The 16,609-nt window shown below is 56.3% G+C and carries 18 protein-coding genes and 1 tRNA gene; 9 read left to right on the top strand and 10 right to left on the bottom strand.

Annotation, left to right across the window (positions count from 1 at the left end; all coding sequences use genetic code 11):
• Positions 1-7: 7 nt before the first annotated feature.
• The 5 genes from rnc to coaD all read right to left on the bottom strand — a co-directional run bounded on the left by rnc (position 8) and on the right by coaD (position 3,270).
• Entirely contained in the window at positions 8-805 is a 798-nt protein-coding gene (gene rnc / locus OZX62_RS08555) for a ribonuclease III (protein WP_277175771.1), read from the bottom strand.
• Between the two features lie 85 nt (positions 806-890).
• Positions 891-1,085 (bottom strand): 50S ribosomal protein L32, encoded by a 195-nt coding sequence (rpmF, locus tag OZX62_RS08550; protein ID WP_277142447.1) that lies wholly within the window; start codon positions 1,083-1,085, stop codon positions 891-893.
• A gap of 72 nt (positions 1,086-1,157) precedes the next feature.
• A complete protein-coding gene (locus OZX62_RS08545) occupies positions 1,158-1,781 on the bottom strand; it encodes a DUF177 domain-containing protein (RefSeq protein ID WP_277175770.1) in 624 nt (207 codons plus the stop codon).
• Positions 1,782-1,843: 62 nt separating this feature from the next.
• Positions 1,844-2,776: a cell division protein gene (locus OZX62_RS08540; RefSeq protein WP_277175769.1), complete on the bottom strand. Its 933-nt coding sequence runs from the start codon at positions 2,774-2,776 to the stop codon at positions 1,844-1,846.
• Positions 2,776-3,270, bottom strand: coding sequence for a pantetheine-phosphate adenylyltransferase (gene coaD / locus OZX62_RS08535; protein ID WP_277175768.1), 495 nt, complete (start codon positions 3,268-3,270; stop codon positions 2,776-2,778). Before coaD ends, OZX62_RS08540 begins: the two co-directional genes overlap by 1 nt.
• A gap of 268 nt (positions 3,271-3,538) precedes the next feature.
• On the opposite strand from coaD, the gene OZX62_RS08530 reads away from it, so the two are divergent.
• Positions 3,539-3,874, top strand: coding sequence for a DUF3039 domain-containing protein (locus tag OZX62_RS08530; protein WP_277175767.1), 336 nt, complete (start codon positions 3,539-3,541; stop codon positions 3,872-3,874).
• Positions 3,875-3,989: 115 nt separating this feature from the next.
• Here the strand turns inward: OZX62_RS08530 and OZX62_RS08525 are convergent, their stop codons facing one another.
• Positions 3,990-5,312, bottom strand: a complete 1,323-nt coding sequence (locus OZX62_RS08525; protein WP_277175766.1) for a nicotinate phosphoribosyltransferase — start codon at positions 5,310-5,312, stop codon at positions 3,990-3,992.
• A 232-nt stretch (positions 5,313-5,544) separates the two neighbouring features.
• On the opposite strand from OZX62_RS08525, the gene OZX62_RS08520 reads away from it, so the two are divergent.
• The 3 genes from OZX62_RS08520 (at position 5,545) to rdgB (ending at position 8,044) form a co-directional block, all read left to right on the top strand.
• On the top strand, positions 5,545-6,183 hold the full coding sequence (locus tag OZX62_RS08520) for a Pr6Pr family membrane protein (protein ID WP_277175765.1): 639 nt from the start codon (positions 5,545-5,547) through the stop codon (positions 6,181-6,183).
• A gap of 269 nt (positions 6,184-6,452) precedes the next feature.
• Positions 6,453-7,217, top strand: a complete 765-nt coding sequence (rph, locus tag OZX62_RS08515) for a ribonuclease PH (RefSeq protein ID WP_277175764.1) — start codon at positions 6,453-6,455, stop codon at positions 7,215-7,217.
• A 152-nt stretch (positions 7,218-7,369) separates the two neighbouring features.
• Complete coding sequence (rdgB, locus tag OZX62_RS08510) at positions 7,370-8,044, top strand: RdgB/HAM1 family non-canonical purine NTP pyrophosphatase (RefSeq protein WP_277175763.1); 675 nt, start codon at positions 7,370-7,372, stop codon at positions 8,042-8,044.
• A gap of 218 nt (positions 8,045-8,262) precedes the next feature.
• Here the strand turns inward: rdgB and OZX62_RS08505 are convergent, their stop codons facing one another.
• On the bottom strand, positions 8,263-9,264 hold the full coding sequence (locus tag OZX62_RS08505) for an AEC family transporter (protein WP_277175762.1): 1,002 nt from the start codon (positions 9,262-9,264) through the stop codon (positions 8,263-8,265).
• 299 nt (positions 9,265-9,563) lie between these two features.
• Between OZX62_RS08505 and OZX62_RS08500 the strand changes: the two genes are divergently transcribed.
• The 3 genes from OZX62_RS08500 to OZX62_RS08490 all read left to right on the top strand — a co-directional run bounded on the left by OZX62_RS08500 (position 9,564) and on the right by OZX62_RS08490 (position 11,262).
• Positions 9,564-10,229, top strand: coding sequence for a GNAT family N-acetyltransferase (locus OZX62_RS08500; RefSeq protein WP_277175761.1), 666 nt, complete (start codon positions 9,564-9,566; stop codon positions 10,227-10,229).
• 184 nt (positions 10,230-10,413) lie between these two features.
• A tRNA-Leu gene (locus OZX62_RS08495) sits at positions 10,414-10,494 on the top strand.
• Between the two features lie 291 nt (positions 10,495-10,785).
• Entirely contained in the window at positions 10,786-11,262 is a 477-nt protein-coding gene (locus OZX62_RS08490; RefSeq protein ID WP_277175760.1) for a flavodoxin, read from the top strand.
• A gap of 89 nt (positions 11,263-11,351) precedes the next feature.
• Here the strand turns inward: OZX62_RS08490 and OZX62_RS08485 are convergent, their stop codons facing one another.
• Both OZX62_RS08485 and OZX62_RS08480 read right to left on the bottom strand, forming a co-directional pair.
• A complete protein-coding gene (locus tag OZX62_RS08485) occupies positions 11,352-12,371 on the bottom strand; it encodes an aldo/keto reductase (RefSeq protein ID WP_277175759.1) in 1,020 nt (339 codons plus the stop codon).
• Positions 12,372-12,607: 236 nt separating this feature from the next.
• Positions 12,608-13,153 (bottom strand): MerR family transcriptional regulator, encoded by a 546-nt coding sequence (locus OZX62_RS08480; RefSeq protein ID WP_277175758.1) that lies wholly within the window; start codon positions 13,151-13,153, stop codon positions 12,608-12,610.
• Between the two features lie 135 nt (positions 13,154-13,288).
• On the opposite strand from OZX62_RS08480, the gene nhaA reads away from it, so the two are divergent.
• Positions 13,289-14,473 (top strand): Na+/H+ antiporter NhaA, encoded by a 1,185-nt coding sequence (gene nhaA / locus OZX62_RS08475; RefSeq protein ID WP_277175757.1) that lies wholly within the window; start codon positions 13,289-13,291, stop codon positions 14,471-14,473.
• Between the two features lie 63 nt (positions 14,474-14,536).
• Here the strand turns inward: nhaA and OZX62_RS08470 are convergent, their stop codons facing one another.
• Positions 14,537-15,472 carry an EamA family transporter gene (locus OZX62_RS08470; protein WP_277175756.1) on the bottom strand — a complete coding sequence of 312 codons (936 nt, stop codon included), beginning with the start codon at positions 15,470-15,472 and terminating at the stop codon, positions 14,537-14,539.
• Positions 15,473-15,550: 78 nt separating this feature from the next.
• Here OZX62_RS08470 and OZX62_RS08465 point away from each other — a divergent pair, with 78 nt between their 5' ends.
• A complete protein-coding gene (locus tag OZX62_RS08465; protein WP_277175755.1) occupies positions 15,551-16,456 on the top strand; it encodes a LysR family transcriptional regulator in 906 nt (301 codons plus the stop codon).
• The last annotated feature ends 153 nt before the right edge of the window (positions 16,457-16,609 follow it).

Genomic DNA, 16,609 nt, shown 5'->3' with positions numbered 1-16,609 from the left:
GTGGCTCTTAGTTTGCTTTAGATGAGTCTGCGCCAGAATTATCACGATGATGGTGCTTTTTCGCCTGATGTTTGCTCGGGTGGTCATCGAGTTCGTGCCAGGCTTCGCGGGCAGCGGCAAGTTGGGCCTTGCGTTTGCTGGAACCGGTGCCGACGCCGAGCACTTCGTCATCTTCGCCCACGACGGCGCGGGCAGTGAAGACTTGCGCGTATTCCGGGCCTCCGACCGACATGCGGTAACGCGGGTCCTCAAGTCCCATGCCGTGCGCCTTGACGGTCAGCGAGGTCTTCCAATCGAGCGCTGGCCCTTCGGTGGCGACTTTCTTCAGTTCATCGTCGACCAGATGATGCACGACTTTGCGCGCCTCGTCGATGCCGTGCTCCACGAACGTCGCGCCGATCAGCGATTCGACGATGTCGCAGAGAATCGAGCTTTTCTCGGCGCCGCCGGATTCCGCTTCGCCATGGCCGAGCAGAATATATGGCCCTACTTGAAGTTTTTCGCGCGCGATCTGCGAAAGTGCCTTTTCAGAAACAGCCATCGCCCGCATCTTCGCAAGCTGGCCCTCGTTCATGTCTGGATGGACGCGATACAGCGTTTCGGTTGAGACGAACTCAAGTACCGCGTCGCCCAGGAATTCCAAGCGCTCGTAGTTCGGCGCACCCTCGTGCTCGTGCGAGAACGAGCGGTGGGTGAGTGCCTGCACCAGCAGATCCCGTGAAAGCGTAGTGCCCAGGCGCTTGAGCAGTTCTTGCTGCGGCGACGATGTTTCTGAAGTGGTGTTGGTATTGGTATCTTGAGGCATAATTCCTTATTTCAAAGATGCAAAAGATTTTAGAGATGCAAAAGCCCCGCCACCCGTCGATGGCAGGGCTTTTATTGCTAGCGTTTCACTTGCTCAGCGACTTGCTGATAGCCTCGCGATAGACGCGGCCGCGGAAGGATCCGCAGCTCGGGCAAGCCATATGCGGCAGGGTCGGCGCACCACAATTGGGGCAGGCGACGGTCTTGGCCGCGCTGGCCTTCCAGTTGGAGCGGCGCGAATGCGTGTTGGCTCGCGAAGTCTTGTACTTTGGCAGTGCCATGGTATTCCTCTATTTCGTTCGAACAATTTGAGCTTAAGCGTAGACAAGTCTAACGCCATCTCGGTACAAGCTCTATTTGCTTTGTTCCTCTTCCTTTTCCAGCTCGGCTTTCAGGCCGGCCAGGGCGGCGAAACGGTTGTCGACCACGTCGTGATGATGGTCGGGATTGTCGTTCAGATTGATGCCGCACTGCGAGCACAGGCCCTTGCAATCCGGCTTGCACAGCGGTTGCAACGGCAGGTTCTCAACCAACGTGTCGCGCAGCAGGGCTTCGAGGTCGGCGAAATTGCAATCCGCGCTCAGCGGGTACGTGTCTTCCGACTCGTCTTCGCCGGCGATAATGTCGATATCCTCGTCGTGCTTGCCGCGTCCGTTATCTTGGTTGATGCTGGTTTTGGCAGAATCGTAAGGGAAGAACGCGGTGACGTCCATATTCCAGTCACGCTTGATCGTAGTGAGGCAACGCACGCATTCGGCGTGAACCGGCGCATTGAAACGGCCGGTGAAAATCAGTCCGTCGACGATGGAATCGAAGGAGCCGCTTACCTTGACCGGCGCTCCCTCTTTGACGCCGATGACATTGTCACCGATGCCGCTCGGGGCGGGAAACTCGGCGTCAACGGTTTTGCTTTGGCCGGGACGGGAGATAATCTGCCCCACGCTCACGGCCCATTGCGAATCTTCAGGTCTGCTCATATATCGTTATCGTTCTTTCGAATCTGGCTGTTTATTGCTGTGTAATACTACAGCTGTTTACGTTATTCGGTTTTCTGGGCCGAAGTCTGCGCGTGTGCGAGGGCGTCGGCTTGGGTTGCTTCCAGTTGCGCCGCGGCCTCGTGCTGGCGTTTGTCGATGACGTCGATGCCGTTGCGGATGTCGCGGTCGTAGGTGGTGACCTGGTCTTTCAAGGCCTTCATCACGTCGGCGCAATAGGCGTTGGCACCTTGCACGAGCTTGGTCGACTTGGCTTGCGCATCGTCCAGGATCACGCGGGCCTTCTGCTGCGCAATGTCAACCACACGCTCCTGCCCGGCGAGAATCTGGGCCTGTTCCTCGGCGTTCTGCTTGATTTGTGCGGCCTGGCTTTGCGCCTTGGTCACGATGGCCTGTGCTTGGCTTTGTGCGTTCTGCAAGCGGCGCTCGGCCTCTCGCATCAGAGAGGAGGCGCGTTCGAGCTGGACGGGAAGCATGGCCTTCAGCTGGCCGAGCTGGTCCAAGAACTCGTCGCGGTCGAGGCGCACCATGCCGGGCGCAAAAATGCTCGACTTGGTCTCCTCGATGGAAGCGCTCATCTGGTCGATGATGTCATAGACCGTGGTGAATTCGTCGCGGCTTTTGCTTTCGGCGTCATCCGCGGCATCGGTGTCGGCCGAATCGTCGATATCGTCATCGTCGGCAGATGTATCGTCATGGTGTTCCCGCAGGTCGGGGAGTTCGGAAGGCGAAACGAAAAGCGGCTTGGCGGTTTTCGGGGAAGATGAATCATCGTTCTCGTTGGTTTCGTCGGTTGTGTTCTCGCTCGCTTCGACGGTTTCGTCGCCGACGTCAACAGAAGCGCTGGAAGCGCCGGAAGCCTCTTGATCGCCGTCCTCTTCATTATGGTTATTATGGTTCGACGAGAGATTGTCGACCGGAATGACCTTCGAAACGGTATCGTCTTCCTCGTCGCTGAGGTTTTTGTCTTCGGCCATCATTGACTCTTTTCTTTCTGAAGTTGCTCGGCGAGCATGCCGACCACGCAATCGGGCACCATGCCGGTGACGTCGCCGCCGTGACGCGCCACATCCTTGACGATGGTGCTGGAAATATGTTCAAGTATCGGGTTCGCAGGCAGGAACATGGTCTCGACGCCGGAAAGCTTGCGATTGACCAGAGCCATTCCAAGTTCGGCCTCGTAGTCGCCGTTCTGGCGCAGACCTTTGACGATAACCGATGCCCCGACCTTGGTGCAGTAGTCGGTGATCAATCCGTCGGTCGAAGCGACTATCACGTTAGGATAACCGTCTTTTACCAATGCCCGCTTGATGACGTCCACGCGGGTCTTTTCCGAAAACATCGGGGTTTTTGCGGAATTTACGGCCACGACGACGTGAACCGTTTCGAAAATACGCGCACTTCGTTCAATAACGTCCAAATGCCCTGCCGTGACTGGATCATACGAGCCCGGGCACACTGCAATAGTCATATTCACAAGAATAACGCCTGACGCTGATTTTTAGGCTTTATTCGGGTCTATAGTGCTGCGCTGAAATTTCTTGTCGAGTGATTTTTCGTTGAAACCGATAACATATGAATCCGTTGTGATGCCGAGAGATGAATGACGGATGAATCGTCACCTGCGGTAAAGCGCCGACGTTATGATATATGCAGTATTCCGATGTGTGATGTATAGCTGGATGGCCGGATAGTCGGATTTGGATGGTCGGATCCGGATAGCCGGACGAGGAGACGTTATGGCTGACTTTTTCGATAGGTTTGATGTTGCGGGGCTGCGCGACGTTTGGCGCGACGCGGCCGGATTTGAGAATCCCTCGCAAGACCCGGATTCCGGCGCCGGGACGGCGGTTTTGGAACGTCCAGAAACCGATGAGGAGACCAAACGCAGCGACAACGGCGACGCCGACCGCTTCGCCCACTATGTTTCGCGCGACCGCATGCGCGAGTCCCAGCTTACCGGGCGGCCCGTGGTGGCGTTGTGCGGCAAGATCTGGGTGCCGAAGCACGATCCCTCGCAATATCCGGTTTGCCCGGATTGCAAGCGTATCTACGAGGAAATGACCGGCAAGTAAAGCCCACTCTGGCTTTCGTGGCGGCAAGATTGCTCATCGTTGCTAAAGGCTGTATATACCAAGGAATGAATGGTATATACAGCCTTTAGCAACGATTATGTGTTCGTCTTGTTTTCTACAGCACGTCGATTTGCGTGGGGATGGACGGATCGCCTTTCATCAACGACTGCGCGGTGATGGGCAGCTCGGCCAAAGCCTTGGCGTGGTAGTCGTGCGCGGCGGTGATGGCGTCGTGGCCCTGATATTGCGAATCGGCCTTGCCGTGGTCCATGTAGTTGACCATCAGATCTTTCCAGCCGGCTTCGGGCCGGAACTGGGCCAACTTTTCTTCGGAACCGGAGATGACATGCTCGGCGTCGGCCAGACCGTATTCATAGGAGCGGAATGCGAGCTTGCGGCCGGGGACGGTGGCCTTGTTCTCGGAGTGCTTGGCGACCGGCACCATTTCGCCGTTGTCGCCTTCGCGCTCGGTGAGCTTGTAGACCATTGCGCAGGTCGGAGCGCCGGAACCGGTGACCAGCATCGTGCCGACGCCGTAGGAATCGACGGGTGCGGACTGCAGCGCGGCCAGGGCGTATTCGTCAAGGTCGTTGGTCACGGTGATTTTCGTATTTTTGGCGCCGAGGGCGTCGAGCTGATTGCGCACGCGCTGGGCCAGGGCGGCGAGGTCGCCGGAATCGATGCGTACGCAGCCGAGGTCGGGGCCGGCCACTTCGACGGCAGTCTTGATGGCCTTCTCGATGTCATAGGTATCGACCAGAAGAGTGGTGTTTGGGCTCATCGCGGCTACCTGCGAGGCGAAAGCGTCGCGCTCGGAATCGTGGACGAGGGTGAAGCAGTGGGCCGAGGTGCCGATGGCCTTCAGACCGTAAAGCTGCGCGGCGAGCAGGTTCGAGGTGCCCTGGAACCCACCGACCACTGCGGCGCGTGCTGCGGCGACGGCGGCCCACTCGTTGGTGCGGCGTCCGCCCATGTCCATGCAAGGACGATCGCCGGCGGCGCTGACCATGCGCGAGGCGGCGGAGGCAACGGCGGAATCATAATTGAGGATCGAAAGCAGCAGCGTTTCCAGCAGCGTGCATTCGCCGAACGTACCCTCGACTTCGAGAATCGGGGAGTCCGGGAAGAACATCTCGCCTTCGCGATAGCCCTTGATCGAACCGGTGAACTTGAAGTTTTCAAGCCATTTGATGGTCTCGGTGCTCACGATCTTGCGGTCGGAAAGGAATTTCAAATCGTCGTCGTTCAGGTGGAAACGCTCGAGCGCGTCGAGAATGCGTCCGGAGCCGGCGACCACGCCGTAACGGCGGCCGAGCGGAAGGTGTCGTGTGAACACTTCGAAAACGCACTTGCGGTTCGCGGTGCCGTCCTTGAGCGCTGCGTCCAGCATCGTGTATTCGTACATATCGGTCATCAAAGCCGGTGAATAATCCAGCATCACATGCCTCCCTGAGGTGTGTTTTTCGTGCCCCTTGCGTTGCCGGTATTGCCGGCGCAGCCACGAGATTTGCGTCGCCGGATTTCCCGGCCGCGTTGCTTTCCACCTTGAGTCTAATCCGACACGGCGATTAATAGTAATAATGACTATAAGTAGACATTTCGGCATCGAATTCATGAAGAGATGTCAGCGAATCGAATCGTTTTCGCGCGCTATCCATAGACTTGAACGCATGAAATATTTTGTTGGAATCTACCGTATCGTCATCGCCTTCCTGTGCTTGGCGTGGACGAGCGTGGCCTGGGGCGAGACCAGCTACTGGGTTTACTTCACCTACGAAACCAACTTCCTGTTGGGCTTGGTGATGCTGTGGGCCGGCATTGCCTGCCTTATCGACGGCAAACAGCCGCCCGCGTGGCTCAAAGGCGTTCTGACACTGTATATATTGATTACCGGCGTTGTCGCCGCAACGCTACTGCCCCCGGCCAATCCCGCGACCGCGAAGTATGTATTCGGCATCATGACCAACGTCATCCTGCACCGGGTCGTGCCGATTCTCGCGGTGATAGATTTCATCCTTTTCGACGCACATCGCCGCTTCAAATGGCACTATGTGCTCACGTGGCTCATCTATTTCCCGTTCTATCTGGCGTTCGTGCTCATCCGCGCCCATCTCTGGCCACATTCCGGGCCCGAAGCCGGCGGCAACCCGTACCCCTACGGCTTCATCGACGTCAACAAGATCGGCTGGAACCAGATGTGGCTCAATATCCTGATGTGCATCGTCGCCTTTGCCATCATGGGGCTTGTCATCTTCCTCATCGACCGCGTTCTGCCGAAGAAACCGTTGATTGGAAGCGTGCGCAACTGAATAAATGCGCTTTTCCCGCACTCCACACACATTTGTGCGGGAAAAGTCCTAAATAAAAACTTTAAATGCGCTTTTCCCCGCATAAAACTGTGGGGACTGCGGGAAATGTCGCATTTAGGTGCGTTTGCATTTGTATTTAGGGGTATTGGCTGCTTCTGAAAATGCCAAAAGCGCTGAAGGTTACAGCTGGATTGTCTTGGCATGGCGCTGCTGCCGTGCAAGTGGCCAAGTTTACGGTCGACGTGACTGGCTGATGGTAGGTTGGCGGTATGGCTGAAATCAAAGATTTATTGGATAGCAATACCGTGGTGCGCCCCGACGGACGTGCCGTCGACGAGCTGCGTCCCGTCAAGATCACCCGTCATTTTACCGATGCTCCCGAGGGCTCTGTGCTTATCGAATGCGGCAACACCCGCGTGATGTGCACCGCGACGTTCGCGCCTGGCGTGCCGCGTTGGCGCAAGGATTCCGGGCTCGGCTGGGTCACCGCGGAATACGCGATGCTGCCGCGTGCCACTTCAGAGCGAACCCCGCGCGAATCCGTGAAGGGCAAGGTCGGCGGACGCACGCAGGAGATCAGCCGTCTGGTCGGCCGTTGCCTGCGCGGGGTCATCGATATGAAAGCGCTGGGCGAGAACCAGGTGCAGCTGGATTGCGACGTGCTGCAGGCCGACGGTGGTACACGCACCGCATCGGTGACTGGCGCTTACGTTGCGTTGGTCGATGCACTTCACTGGGCCGAAAAGCACAAGCACATCCGTTCAGCCGAAAAAGCCATCAAAGACCAGATTTCTGCAGTTTCCGTCGGCATCATCAACGGCACCCCGATGCTCGACCTGCCGTATATCGAAGACAGCCAAGCCATGACCGACATGAACGTCGCCATGACCGGCTCCGGCAAATTCATCGAGATCCAGGGCACCGCCGAGCATCGTCCATTCACACGCGACGAGCTCAACGTGCTGCTTGAGCTGGCCGAAAAGGGCAACAAGGAGTTGCAGCGTGCGCAGAACGAGGCGCTCGCCAAGGACTAAGTTCGTTCAGGAGAAGTTGGGCTAGAGAGCTTTTCCGTTTAAAGGCGTGGCGTCGTTTGATGATTTTGACACCACGCCTTTTATTCATGATCTGCATATGTAATAAACGCTACTATTGCAATCAAGAAACTTGAAAGTGAGAAGGAAACGCCATGAAAATCGTCGTTGCCACGCATAACGAAGGCAAGCTGCCGGAAATTCGCACCATCATCGAGGAAGAGATGGGCGAAGCCGCGCAGCACGTCGAGCTGGTTTCCGCCGGTTCGATGAACTTGCCGGACCCTGTTGAAACCGGTGTGACGTTTGAAGAGAACGCACTGATCAAGGCGCGGGACGTGGCGAAACGGACCGGACTGCCGGCGCTCGCCGACGACAGCGGGCTCATCGTCGATGTACTTGGCGCGGCTCCCGGCATCCTTTCGGCGCGTTGGGCAGGTGCTCACGGCCACGACAAGGCCAATAACGCCTTGCTGCTTGCTCAGCTTGAGGACATTCCTGACGGCAAACGCGATGCGCGTTTCAATTGCGCGGCGGCGCTTGTGGTACCAAAGCACTGCGGCGAAGAGCGCCCGGATGGAACGACGCCGAAAGCCGAGGAAACCGTTAAGCTTGGCGAGATGCGCGGCACGGTCATTCGTGAGCCGCGTGGCGAGAACGGTTTCGGCTACGATTCCATCTTTGTGCCCAACGACCAACCTGGCCGGTTGAACGATGACGGCGAAAAGCTCACCAGTGCCGAAATGAGTGCCGAGGAAAAGAACGCGATTTCCCACCGGCACAAGGCTTTCGTCGCTCTCGCTCCCGCGATCAAGGCGCTTATCGGCTGAGCGACATCCATAAGCTGCCGAACGTCCGGCCAGAAAATGGTGCTTTTCTCCATCGCGAAACAGCAAACCAGTGAGAAAAGTACTATTTCGGCCCTGATTTGGTGCTTTTCCCACTGGTTTAAGGTCTTACTGCGGTGAAAAGCACTTTTTCGGCCCCCTTTTGGTGCTTTTCGCACTGGTTTGGGACGCTGGTTGCCGGTCGACGATGACGGCACCACTTACATGTGAATGATGAAGTGGGCAACGGTCATCAGAATCGTGCCGACAACGGCGGTCAGGCAGAGGATGAAGCCCGCGAGTTTGGCGTTGCCGAGCACCTTGTCGGTGAACATTGTGGAGAAAATGGCCGTCGGTGCGAGGCAGCACATCGCCGCGGTCTCGCGAACGAGCGGGCTGAACGGCAGAATGTACCATGCCAGCAAAGCGAAAATAATGCCGCAAGGCAAGCGCCAGGCCATGACCTCGCCGACGAATTTAAGGTCTCGCTTGGAACCGGGCAAGTCGGTCAGCATGCCGACCATGACCATCGAACAGAACGCGTTGGCCGCCGAGAACGGCTGCGACACCTGCGCGATCCAGGTGGGGAAGTGGAAATTGAAGAGCATCAATACCAACATCAGAATGTAGGTGTCGAATGCCGGCGAGGTGACGAAGCCCTTGACGATGTTGCGGATCAAAGCACGGCGCTGGAACCGGCGTGCATCGCGGTCGGTCGCCTTGATGCGGGGCAAAGTTGGCGCGTCACCGGCGTTCTGCTCGGCCAGTGTTTTGCCGGGGGCGATGTGCAGGAGATTCTGCGTCATTACGTTCGTTCCGGCCGCGACCATGATGTCATTGCCGATGTCGAACATCGCGGCGGGAACCAAAGCCGCGGGCCCAAGAAACGCTTGGACCATTGGGAAGCAGAAGCAGCCGATGTTGAACCCGCTGCCGTTGAGCATCAGAAATGCTCGGTCGGCGACGGGGCGGTGGCGTGTGGCCACGAAAATCAGCAGCGGCGGAATCAGCGCGGCGAAAAACGAGAAGCAGGAGAGCAGCAGAAGGTTGAGCTGATGCGGATTCGTGGCGAACGAATAGATGATCGCCCCTGGCAAGACGATGTCAAACTCGAGCACCTGCACCACGCGATAGTCTTTCGGTCCCAAAATGCCGGTCCGCTTGAAAAGGTATCCCAGCAGAATGATGAGCAGCAGCGTAGCCGGTTGAATGAGTGCTGACATAGACTTGATTCTCTCTCTTTCGTACGTCGCGATATGGCCGATTGGTCGCTCTACTCTGACATATCATAGACTTCGGTGCTGCCTTGACGGCGCGAAATGTCTATAAAATGTTGCTGATTTCAATATTAGGAATGCTTGACGTTGCGATGGTGCGTCTTTTGACTTTTGTTTATGTGGTCCATTTAATGAGATGATTTTACGGTATTTGTTGGTTTTGCCGAGATTGTCTGAATTCGCTGGGCTGAAAAGTCCGCAGAAACCGTAGGATATGGAGAAGGCTGAAACAAGGAGATTATCTGATGGGGAATGCGGCAAATTCCGATTCGCGGGTTTCTGGGGCTATCCGCAAGTGCGGCATTGACGATGCGGCGATGTTGCATCAGTTGAGCGTCGAAACGTACGTTGACACTTTCGACGGCACGAGCTCGGACGAGGATATGCAAAAATTCCTTGAGGAGACGTATTCCGAGCCGATTCTGCGTGAAGAACTGGCGAATCCGAATTCGGTATATTTCGTGATTTCGATGCCTGCGGGTGCACGAAACGGAGTGCGACAGCGGAATAAACAAAATGGCGGCGAGGCTGCCGGTTTCGCTGATTCTGATAACGCTGATGATTCCAATAATTCTGATAGTTCTGCCGTTTCTGCAGGAATCCCCGCGGGCTATATCAAGCTGAATTTCGGCGACGCACAGATTGAGGATATGGGCCCGGATGCTATGGAGGTCCAGCGACTCTATATTCAAAAGGCGTTCAAGGGCTGTGGGCTGGGTACTCAGCTGATGAACAAGGCGTTCGATTTGGCGCGCGAACGCAAGCTTAAGAAGGTGTGGCTCGGCGTGTGGGAGCACAACGAACCGGCCAAGCGTTTTTACGCAAGTAAGGGTTTTGTGCGCGTTGGCCAACATGCGTTCTGGCAGGGCGATGACAAACAGACCGACTACCTGATGGCTCGCGATTTGTGACGGCCGCACGGTGCTGTTCGGGTTGTGGACGAGGTCTGGCACTGCGATAGAGACTGCGTCTTCGTACGTCAAAATGTGTGCAATATCAAGCTTTTGGCCTCATTGTCCCGGGTTTCGTTGTAACTCGCTTTGACGCTTTTACCGCAGGATTGTGCGGGACGTCTGATAGATTGAATCTCGTTACGCGAGCATGGCGGAATTGGTAGACGCGCAGGATTTAGGTTCCTGTGACTTTGTCGTGAGGGTTCGAGTCCCTTTGCTCGCACTTTTGAGTAGTGTTTGAATGCTAATTGAAAATGGATTTAGGCGCACTCCCGACTGATGTTTCGGTTGTTTAGCGCCGCTGCTGAGTTTGTAGTGAATCGCGTTAAATCTTTTTGAATAACGGCAAAATAAATTCCATTATTCATGGTCAAATTCTGGTCGGTATTCCGGTTTTTCATCACGGAACAGAAAAATGTGACCCTGATTACATTATTTGTCCGGCACGGTTTAGACTGTTCTTTGACGTCATTGATTTACAGATGGTCAATGATTAGCGGAGAAAGGGAACTTCATGGCTGACAAAGTTTTGGTAACGTATTTTTCTATTACCGGGAACACACGCGCCGTGGCGCAAAAACTGGCAAATGCCACTAAAGCCGATCTCAAGGAGATCAAGCCGGCGGCGCCTTATGCCGGATCTGATCTCGATTACGAGGATGAGAAAAGCCGCGTGAGCGTGGAGCATGCCACCGATGCCCGCCCTCAGATGGCGGCTCCAGTTGACGTTGGCGCTTACGACGTGGTGTTCGTGGGCTATCCTCTTTGGTTCGGCGTGGCGCCGCAGATTGTGCGCACGTTCCTGGAAAGCCAGGATTTCACGGGCAAGACCATCGTGACATTCGCTACTTCCGGCTCAAGCGTGGAGGGTGCGAACGGCGAGCATTTGCATGGTTATGCTCCCAAGGCGACGTGGAAGATGGGTCGTCGCTTCACGCCGGACGTGAGCGAGGAGACGCTGGCGGCTTGGGCTAAGGAACTTGGGCTGTAAGAACCCCTGAAATATAAAAGAGCCTCGCCGCGGATAAAGATGTTCGCGACGAGGCTTCTACATTCTCAACTCAGTTGTTGAGGCTCAACCTACTTGGTTTCCGGGGGAACAGTGGTGCCGGCCAGCGGCTTTTCGCCCGGACGGGCCAGAGGACCGACCAATTCGTGGGCGATGTAAGGCTCTTCGAGGTAGTTGACTTCTTCGTCGCTTAGCTTGACGTCGAGTGCTGCTACCGCTTGGTCGACGCGCTTGGGGGAGCTGCAGCCGACGATCGGGGCGGATGGGCCGTGGGCCCAGTGCCAAGCCAATGCGATTTGCGACATGCTCACGCCGCGTTTTTCGGCCAATTCGGCAACGCGGTCGACGATGGGTTGGTCGATGGTGCGGTCGCGGTCGTATTTGCTGTGCTCGACCTTGTCGGTTCTGCTGCGCAGGGAGTCCGAATCCCAGGTCTTGCGCGCGAGATGGCCGGAAGCCAGCGGGCTATACGGAGTGGGAACCGCGTTGTACTGGCGGGCCACCGGGATGAGTTCGCGTTCGTCTTCGCGATAGATCAGATTGTAGTGGCATTGCAGCGTCGAGAGCTTCGTCCAGCCGTTCTCTTCGGCGATGACCTGCAGATTGTGGTACTGGTAGCCGAACATTTCACTGGCGCCGATGGCGCGGACCTTGCCGGCGCGCACCAGTTCGTCGAGCGCTTGCATGGTCTCTTCCATCGGGGTGGTGTAGTCGAAACGGTGCAGGATGTAAAGGTCAAGATAGTCGGTCTGCAGACGCTTGAGGCTGCCTTCGATTTCGCGCTTGATAGCGGCTGCCGAGGAATGGCCTTCATTGAAATAGACCTTGCTGGCGAGCACGACCTGGTCGCGCGGAACGTTGAGGTTTTTGAGCGCCTGGCCGATGTATTCCTCGCTGGTGCTGCGTGCGTAGCAGTTCGCGGTGTCGATGGCATTGACGCCGAGTTCGAGTGCTCGCGCGATGACGGCCTGCGTGCCTTTCTGGTCAATGGTCCAAACGTGTTGTTCCGGGTCGGGTTCGCCGAATGACATCCCGCCGATGAACATCGGCGAGACTTTGACGCCGGAATCTCCTAAAGTGATGTGTTCCATGATGTACTACTTTCTGTTGCTTGATGATTGTTTACGATGCTTTGCGCTTGATTACGTCTTGTGTTGGTATTGGATATGGATTGTTGAATTGAGAAGTGGGTGCAGTCGCGTTGTGTCGCTGATTGTTTGACCGATTCTGCAAAGATTATCCGTCAATTACTAAGCGTTTTCGATAACTGCTGCTAATCATCGGCATTCGTCGTCTCCGAATTGGTTCACGACTTTTCTGTGCACAATCAGGCTGCTGCTCTTTCTGTTTTGGCATGTGGGCACATCGGTTGCGCAAGTTTCAGCGGATCCGAATCTGTGTTTGTTTCCGTTTTGCCGCCTTGGTTATCATGCCAATGGCTGAGTTCCTTGACTTTCTGCTCGGCTCGGGCTCCAAGGCTGGTGGCCTGCGCGTCGTCGCCGTCCGAAACCGCTTGCCAATACTGGATTTTGAGATTGACGTATTCCTCGCGGGCCATAAGGAATCGCCGTTCTTCGTTCAGCCGTCGTTTTTGGTCGCGCAGCAGGTCGATTTCGGTTGGTGCGCCTTCGCTTCCGCGCTTGCGATTGGCCATATATTCTTTCATTTTGGCCAATGGCATGCCGGTTGCGGAGAGGCAGGAAATAATCAGCAACGCCTGCAGGTCATCGTCCGAATAGGCGCGGTGGCCGCTTTCCGGGTCGCGTGCAATCGGCGTAATGATGCCGACGTCTTCGTAGTAACGCAGCGTGCTTTCCGGCAGCCCGCAATACAGCGATGCCTCGCCGATCGAATGCCAAGTCTGAGTGTTCATGCCCCTCACTCTATTGACTTAAAGCACTTGAAGTCAAAACGAGTTACGTTATTTCTTGGCGTAAATCCTCTGCGTTGATTTACCATGGGAATGATGGGCATTTTAGAGAGAACAGAACGACTGAGGCAGGCTTTGTTGCGTTTCGCGCGGGATGGCAGAAAATCCGGTGCGTTGATGCTGGCTGCTGCAATCCTAGGCCTGGTCTTGGCGAACTTGCCGATGTCGGCTGGCATCTATCGTTTTCTCTCCGAATATCGTCCGCCGATTGCGTTGCCTGGGCTGACGATGAGCGTTGGCGATTGGGCTCGCGACGGGCTTTTGGCGATATTCTTCCTTGTGGTCGGCCTTGATCTGAAGTGCGAACTGACTACGGGTTCGCTTTCGCGGGCGCGTGATGCGATGGTCCCTGTTCTGGCGGCAATCGGGGGAGTCGCCACGCCTGCTCTCCTTTATTTGGCGGTGAACGCCGGCTCACCTCAAACCTTACGAGGCTGGACGGTGCCGACCGCGACTGATATCGCCTTTTCCGTTGCGGTGCTTGCCATGGCAGGCGGTGCCGGTGCGCTACGGCTTCGGCCGTTTCTTACGACGTTGGCTGTGGCCGATGACGTGATTGGCATTCTTTTGATTGCTGTGGTCTATGCGCATAGCGGCAGTGTTTGGGCGTTGCTGGGACTTGCCGTCTGTCTCGCTGTGTGGTTCGGATTGGTGCGTTGCCGTCGTGTTATATGGATCGTGGCCGTGCCGATTGCCCTGTTGGCTTGGCATGCGGCGCTTTTGGCCGGTATTCATCCGACCATCGCCGGAGTTGCCTTGGGGCTGCTGGTGCCGGGGCGTCCGGTTCGTGGAGAAGTTCGGGCGAGAACGGAACGTTGGTCGAATTTTATCGGTCCCTTCTCGTCATTGCTGGTGTTGCCGATTTTCGCGTTTTTCGCGATGGGTGTCTCTCTGCAAGGCATGGGCATCGGCTCGTTGGTTGGTCCCGTTTTTCTGGGCGTGTTCCTCGGGTTGGTTGTGGGTAAGCCGGTCGGGGTTTCCATCGTTGTGGGAATCTGCCGTTTATGTGGTCTGGCCACTTCCTCCGACCAAGATTCGCAGGCCGCCGCTCCCAGTCGGCTGGAACGTTTGGGCGTGGCCCAACTCTGCGGTATCGGTTTTACCGTTGCTTTTCTGATGGCCGATTTGGCGTTCGCTGATCCCGTTCACGCTGGTATCGCTAAAACCGCTGTTCTTGCAGGTTCCGTTGTCGCTGCACTTATTGGCAGCGCCGAATTGATAATCGCCAGAAGGTCTTGCAATCATCAATCCGCTACGGCGTGAAATGTTGCCGGTAATCGGTAATCGAAAACAATATCGATTTGTGTGCCTAAAGAGTGGCTAAAATCAGCCGATATCCTTCTTGCTTTGCGTTGTCGATTGCCCGAAAAGCATGGCCGCAAGAGCGATGATGAAACCTAGAATCTGAATCGGCGTAAGGGTTTCTCCGGCGAGCAACACACCGAGCGCCGCGGCGGTAAGCGGGGAGAGCAGGCCGAGCATGCCGGTGGAAGTGACCGGAAGGCGGCGGATGCCGGCCGTCCAAATCGTATATGTGGCCAATCCTCCGATAAGCCCCAGCCAAAGGTATCCGCAGACGGCTTTGGTCCCAATTCCCGAGGGCACGCCGTCAATGCAGAATGCCGGGATGAGCAATACGATACCCGCCCAAGTCAGTTGCCAGCTGGTCATTGCCATGGCCGAGGTGTTTTCGGGTTGGCCCCAGCGTTTGGTGAGTGTGATGCCGGCTGCCATGCCTGCGTTGGCGAGTATGCCTGAGATTATGCCGATGACATCGAGTTTGGCTCCCGGTCCGAGGACGACGCAGGCCACCCCGGCAAGTCCCGCAAGACCCCAGACGAAACCGCGTTTTGAGAACGATTGGTGCAGCAAGGGTGGGGCCAAGAGAGTGATGAGAATTGGTTGCGCCGCAGTGAACGTTGCGGCGACGCCGCCGGGCAGGTGTTGCGCGGTGACGAAAAGCAGCGGGAAGAACATGGCCATATTGAGCACACCCAAGATGAGGCTCTTCCACCACCACGAACCGTGCGGCAGGCGGCGGGTGATGATCAGGCCGATGATGCCTGCGGACAGTGAACGCATCAGGCCCGAAAACAGCGGGTGACCGGCTGGCAGCAAAGCCGTGGTACTCAGGTAGGTCGTGCCCCATACGATTGGCGATAGCGCCGTCAACAATGTCCATTTGATTTCACTGCTTGGGCGGCTGCGATGGTTGCTTGGTTGCGTGCCGGTTTGGGACGAAGACGGTTTTGATATGCTCATAACTGTAATAATGCATGATAAAAATTGATAATTCCAAGCGTTGAAAACGGTCTTAACTATGAATTAAATTCATTAATTATGCAGTTCCAGCAATTGAAGTATGTCATTGCGGTGGCCGAAGAATGTAATTTCACCCGTGCGGCCGAGCGTTGCCTTGTCGGCCAATCGGCGCTCAGCCATCAGATTCGGGCTCTTGAGGAGGAACTGGGCGTCGAACTGTTCGCCCGCACCAGCCGCAGGGTCGAACTGACGCAAGCCGGTGAAGCGTTTCTGCCTCATGCCAAGGAATGCCTCAAGCAAATGAGCGCGGCAAAACGTTCCGTCGCTACGAAAGCCATAGAAGGTTCCTTGACAATTGGCGTGATTTCAACGGCTACCGCGATTGATTTTCCGGAAGTCCTCAGCCGCTTCCATGCGGTTCACCCGGCTGTAGGGATTAGCCTGCAATCCGGCGGTTCCGACACTTTCATCGAACAGATTAGGAAAGGTTCGATGGACGTTGCTCTGTTAGGGGTGTCGGCGGATACCGACTTGCATGGGTTGCGCAAGCATGAACTCATGCGCGAGCGGCTTGTCGCCGTTTTGCCGGTTGGCCATCGACTGGCTGGCAGAAGAAATCTGCACCTTTCGGAACTTTCGGGGGAGCCGTTCATCGATTTTCCCGCGGGTGGTCCTGGGCGCAGGCAGACTGATTTGGCGTTCCGCAAGGCCGGCCTCACCCGCACCGTGGCGTTTGAGGCGATGGAAGTCGGGCTCATGGTTGAGCTGGCCGCGCATGGCTTGGGTATCGCCCTTTTGCCGCCGGGTTCCGTCCCCGCTTCGCCCGGCATACGCGCGGTGCAGGTAATCGACGGGCCTACGCGGGTGCAATATCTTGCGTGGAGCCAGTACAATTCCACTGCTGCCGCCCAGGCGTTCGTGGATGATTGCATCTCCTTCGCCGACCCGCTTCTCTCGCTCTCCCGTTCGCCAAAGCGCGACTAGAGAATGACCAAACGGCCGAAACTTTGATAGTCGTTGATTGTATGGGTGCTCTTAGTTACACAACTTGCCGAGGAAGTGGTTGGCTTGCTCTGCCGAACAATTCCCGCAGTGCGCTGTAAATAGCAACACATATAAATTTAGGATAAGTCGGGA

The sequence above is a fragment of the Bifidobacterium sp. ESL0690 genome, assembly GCF_029392315.1.
Taxonomy (GTDB): domain Bacteria; phylum Actinomycetota; class Actinomycetes; order Actinomycetales; family Bifidobacteriaceae; genus Bifidobacterium.
Note: the sequence above shows the minus strand (reverse complement) of the source record. Positions and strands in the feature narration are given on the sequence as shown.

Coding starts and splice junctions, on each gene's coding strand:
- rnc (WP_277175771.1), bottom strand. CDS start 805: ATGCCTCAAGATACCAATACCAACACCACTTCAGAAACATCGTCGCCG.
- rpmF (WP_277142447.1), bottom strand. CDS start 1,085: ATGGCACTGCCAAAGTACAAGACTTCGCGAGCCAACACGCATTCGCGC.
- OZX62_RS08545 (WP_277175770.1), bottom strand. CDS start 1,781: ATGAGCAGACCTGAAGATTCGCAATGGGCCGTGAGCGTGGGGCAGATT.
- OZX62_RS08540 (WP_277175769.1), bottom strand. CDS start 2,776: ATGGCCGAAGACAAAAACCTCAGCGACGAGGAAGACGATACCGTTTCG.
- coaD (WP_277175768.1), bottom strand. CDS start 3,270: ATGACTATTGCAGTGTGCCCGGGCTCGTATGATCCAGTCACGGCAGGG.
- OZX62_RS08530 (WP_277175767.1), top strand. CDS start 3,539: ATGGCTGACTTTTTCGATAGGTTTGATGTTGCGGGGCTGCGCGACGTT.
- OZX62_RS08525 (WP_277175766.1), bottom strand. CDS start 5,312: ATGCTGGATTATTCACCGGCTTTGATGACCGATATGTACGAATACACG.
- OZX62_RS08520 (WP_277175765.1), top strand. CDS start 5,545: ATGAAATATTTTGTTGGAATCTACCGTATCGTCATCGCCTTCCTGTGC.
- rph (WP_277175764.1), top strand. CDS start 6,453: ATGGCTGAAATCAAAGATTTATTGGATAGCAATACCGTGGTGCGCCCC.
- rdgB (WP_277175763.1), top strand. CDS start 7,370: ATGAAAATCGTCGTTGCCACGCATAACGAAGGCAAGCTGCCGGAAATT.
- OZX62_RS08505 (WP_277175762.1), bottom strand. CDS start 9,264: ATGTCAGCACTCATTCAACCGGCTACGCTGCTGCTCATCATTCTGCTG.
- OZX62_RS08500 (WP_277175761.1), top strand. CDS start 9,564: ATGGGGAATGCGGCAAATTCCGATTCGCGGGTTTCTGGGGCTATCCGC.
- OZX62_RS08490 (WP_277175760.1), top strand. CDS start 10,786: ATGGCTGACAAAGTTTTGGTAACGTATTTTTCTATTACCGGGAACACA.
- OZX62_RS08485 (WP_277175759.1), bottom strand. CDS start 12,371: ATGGAACACATCACTTTAGGAGATTCCGGCGTCAAAGTCTCGCCGATG.
- OZX62_RS08480 (WP_277175758.1), bottom strand. CDS start 13,153: ATGAACACTCAGACTTGGCATTCGATCGGCGAGGCATCGCTGTATTGC.
- OZX62_RS08470 (WP_277175756.1), bottom strand. CDS start 15,472: ATGAGCATATCAAAACCGTCTTCGTCCCAAACCGGCACGCAACCAAGC.
- OZX62_RS08465 (WP_277175755.1), top strand. CDS start 15,551: ATGCAGTTCCAGCAATTGAAGTATGTCATTGCGGTGGCCGAAGAATGT.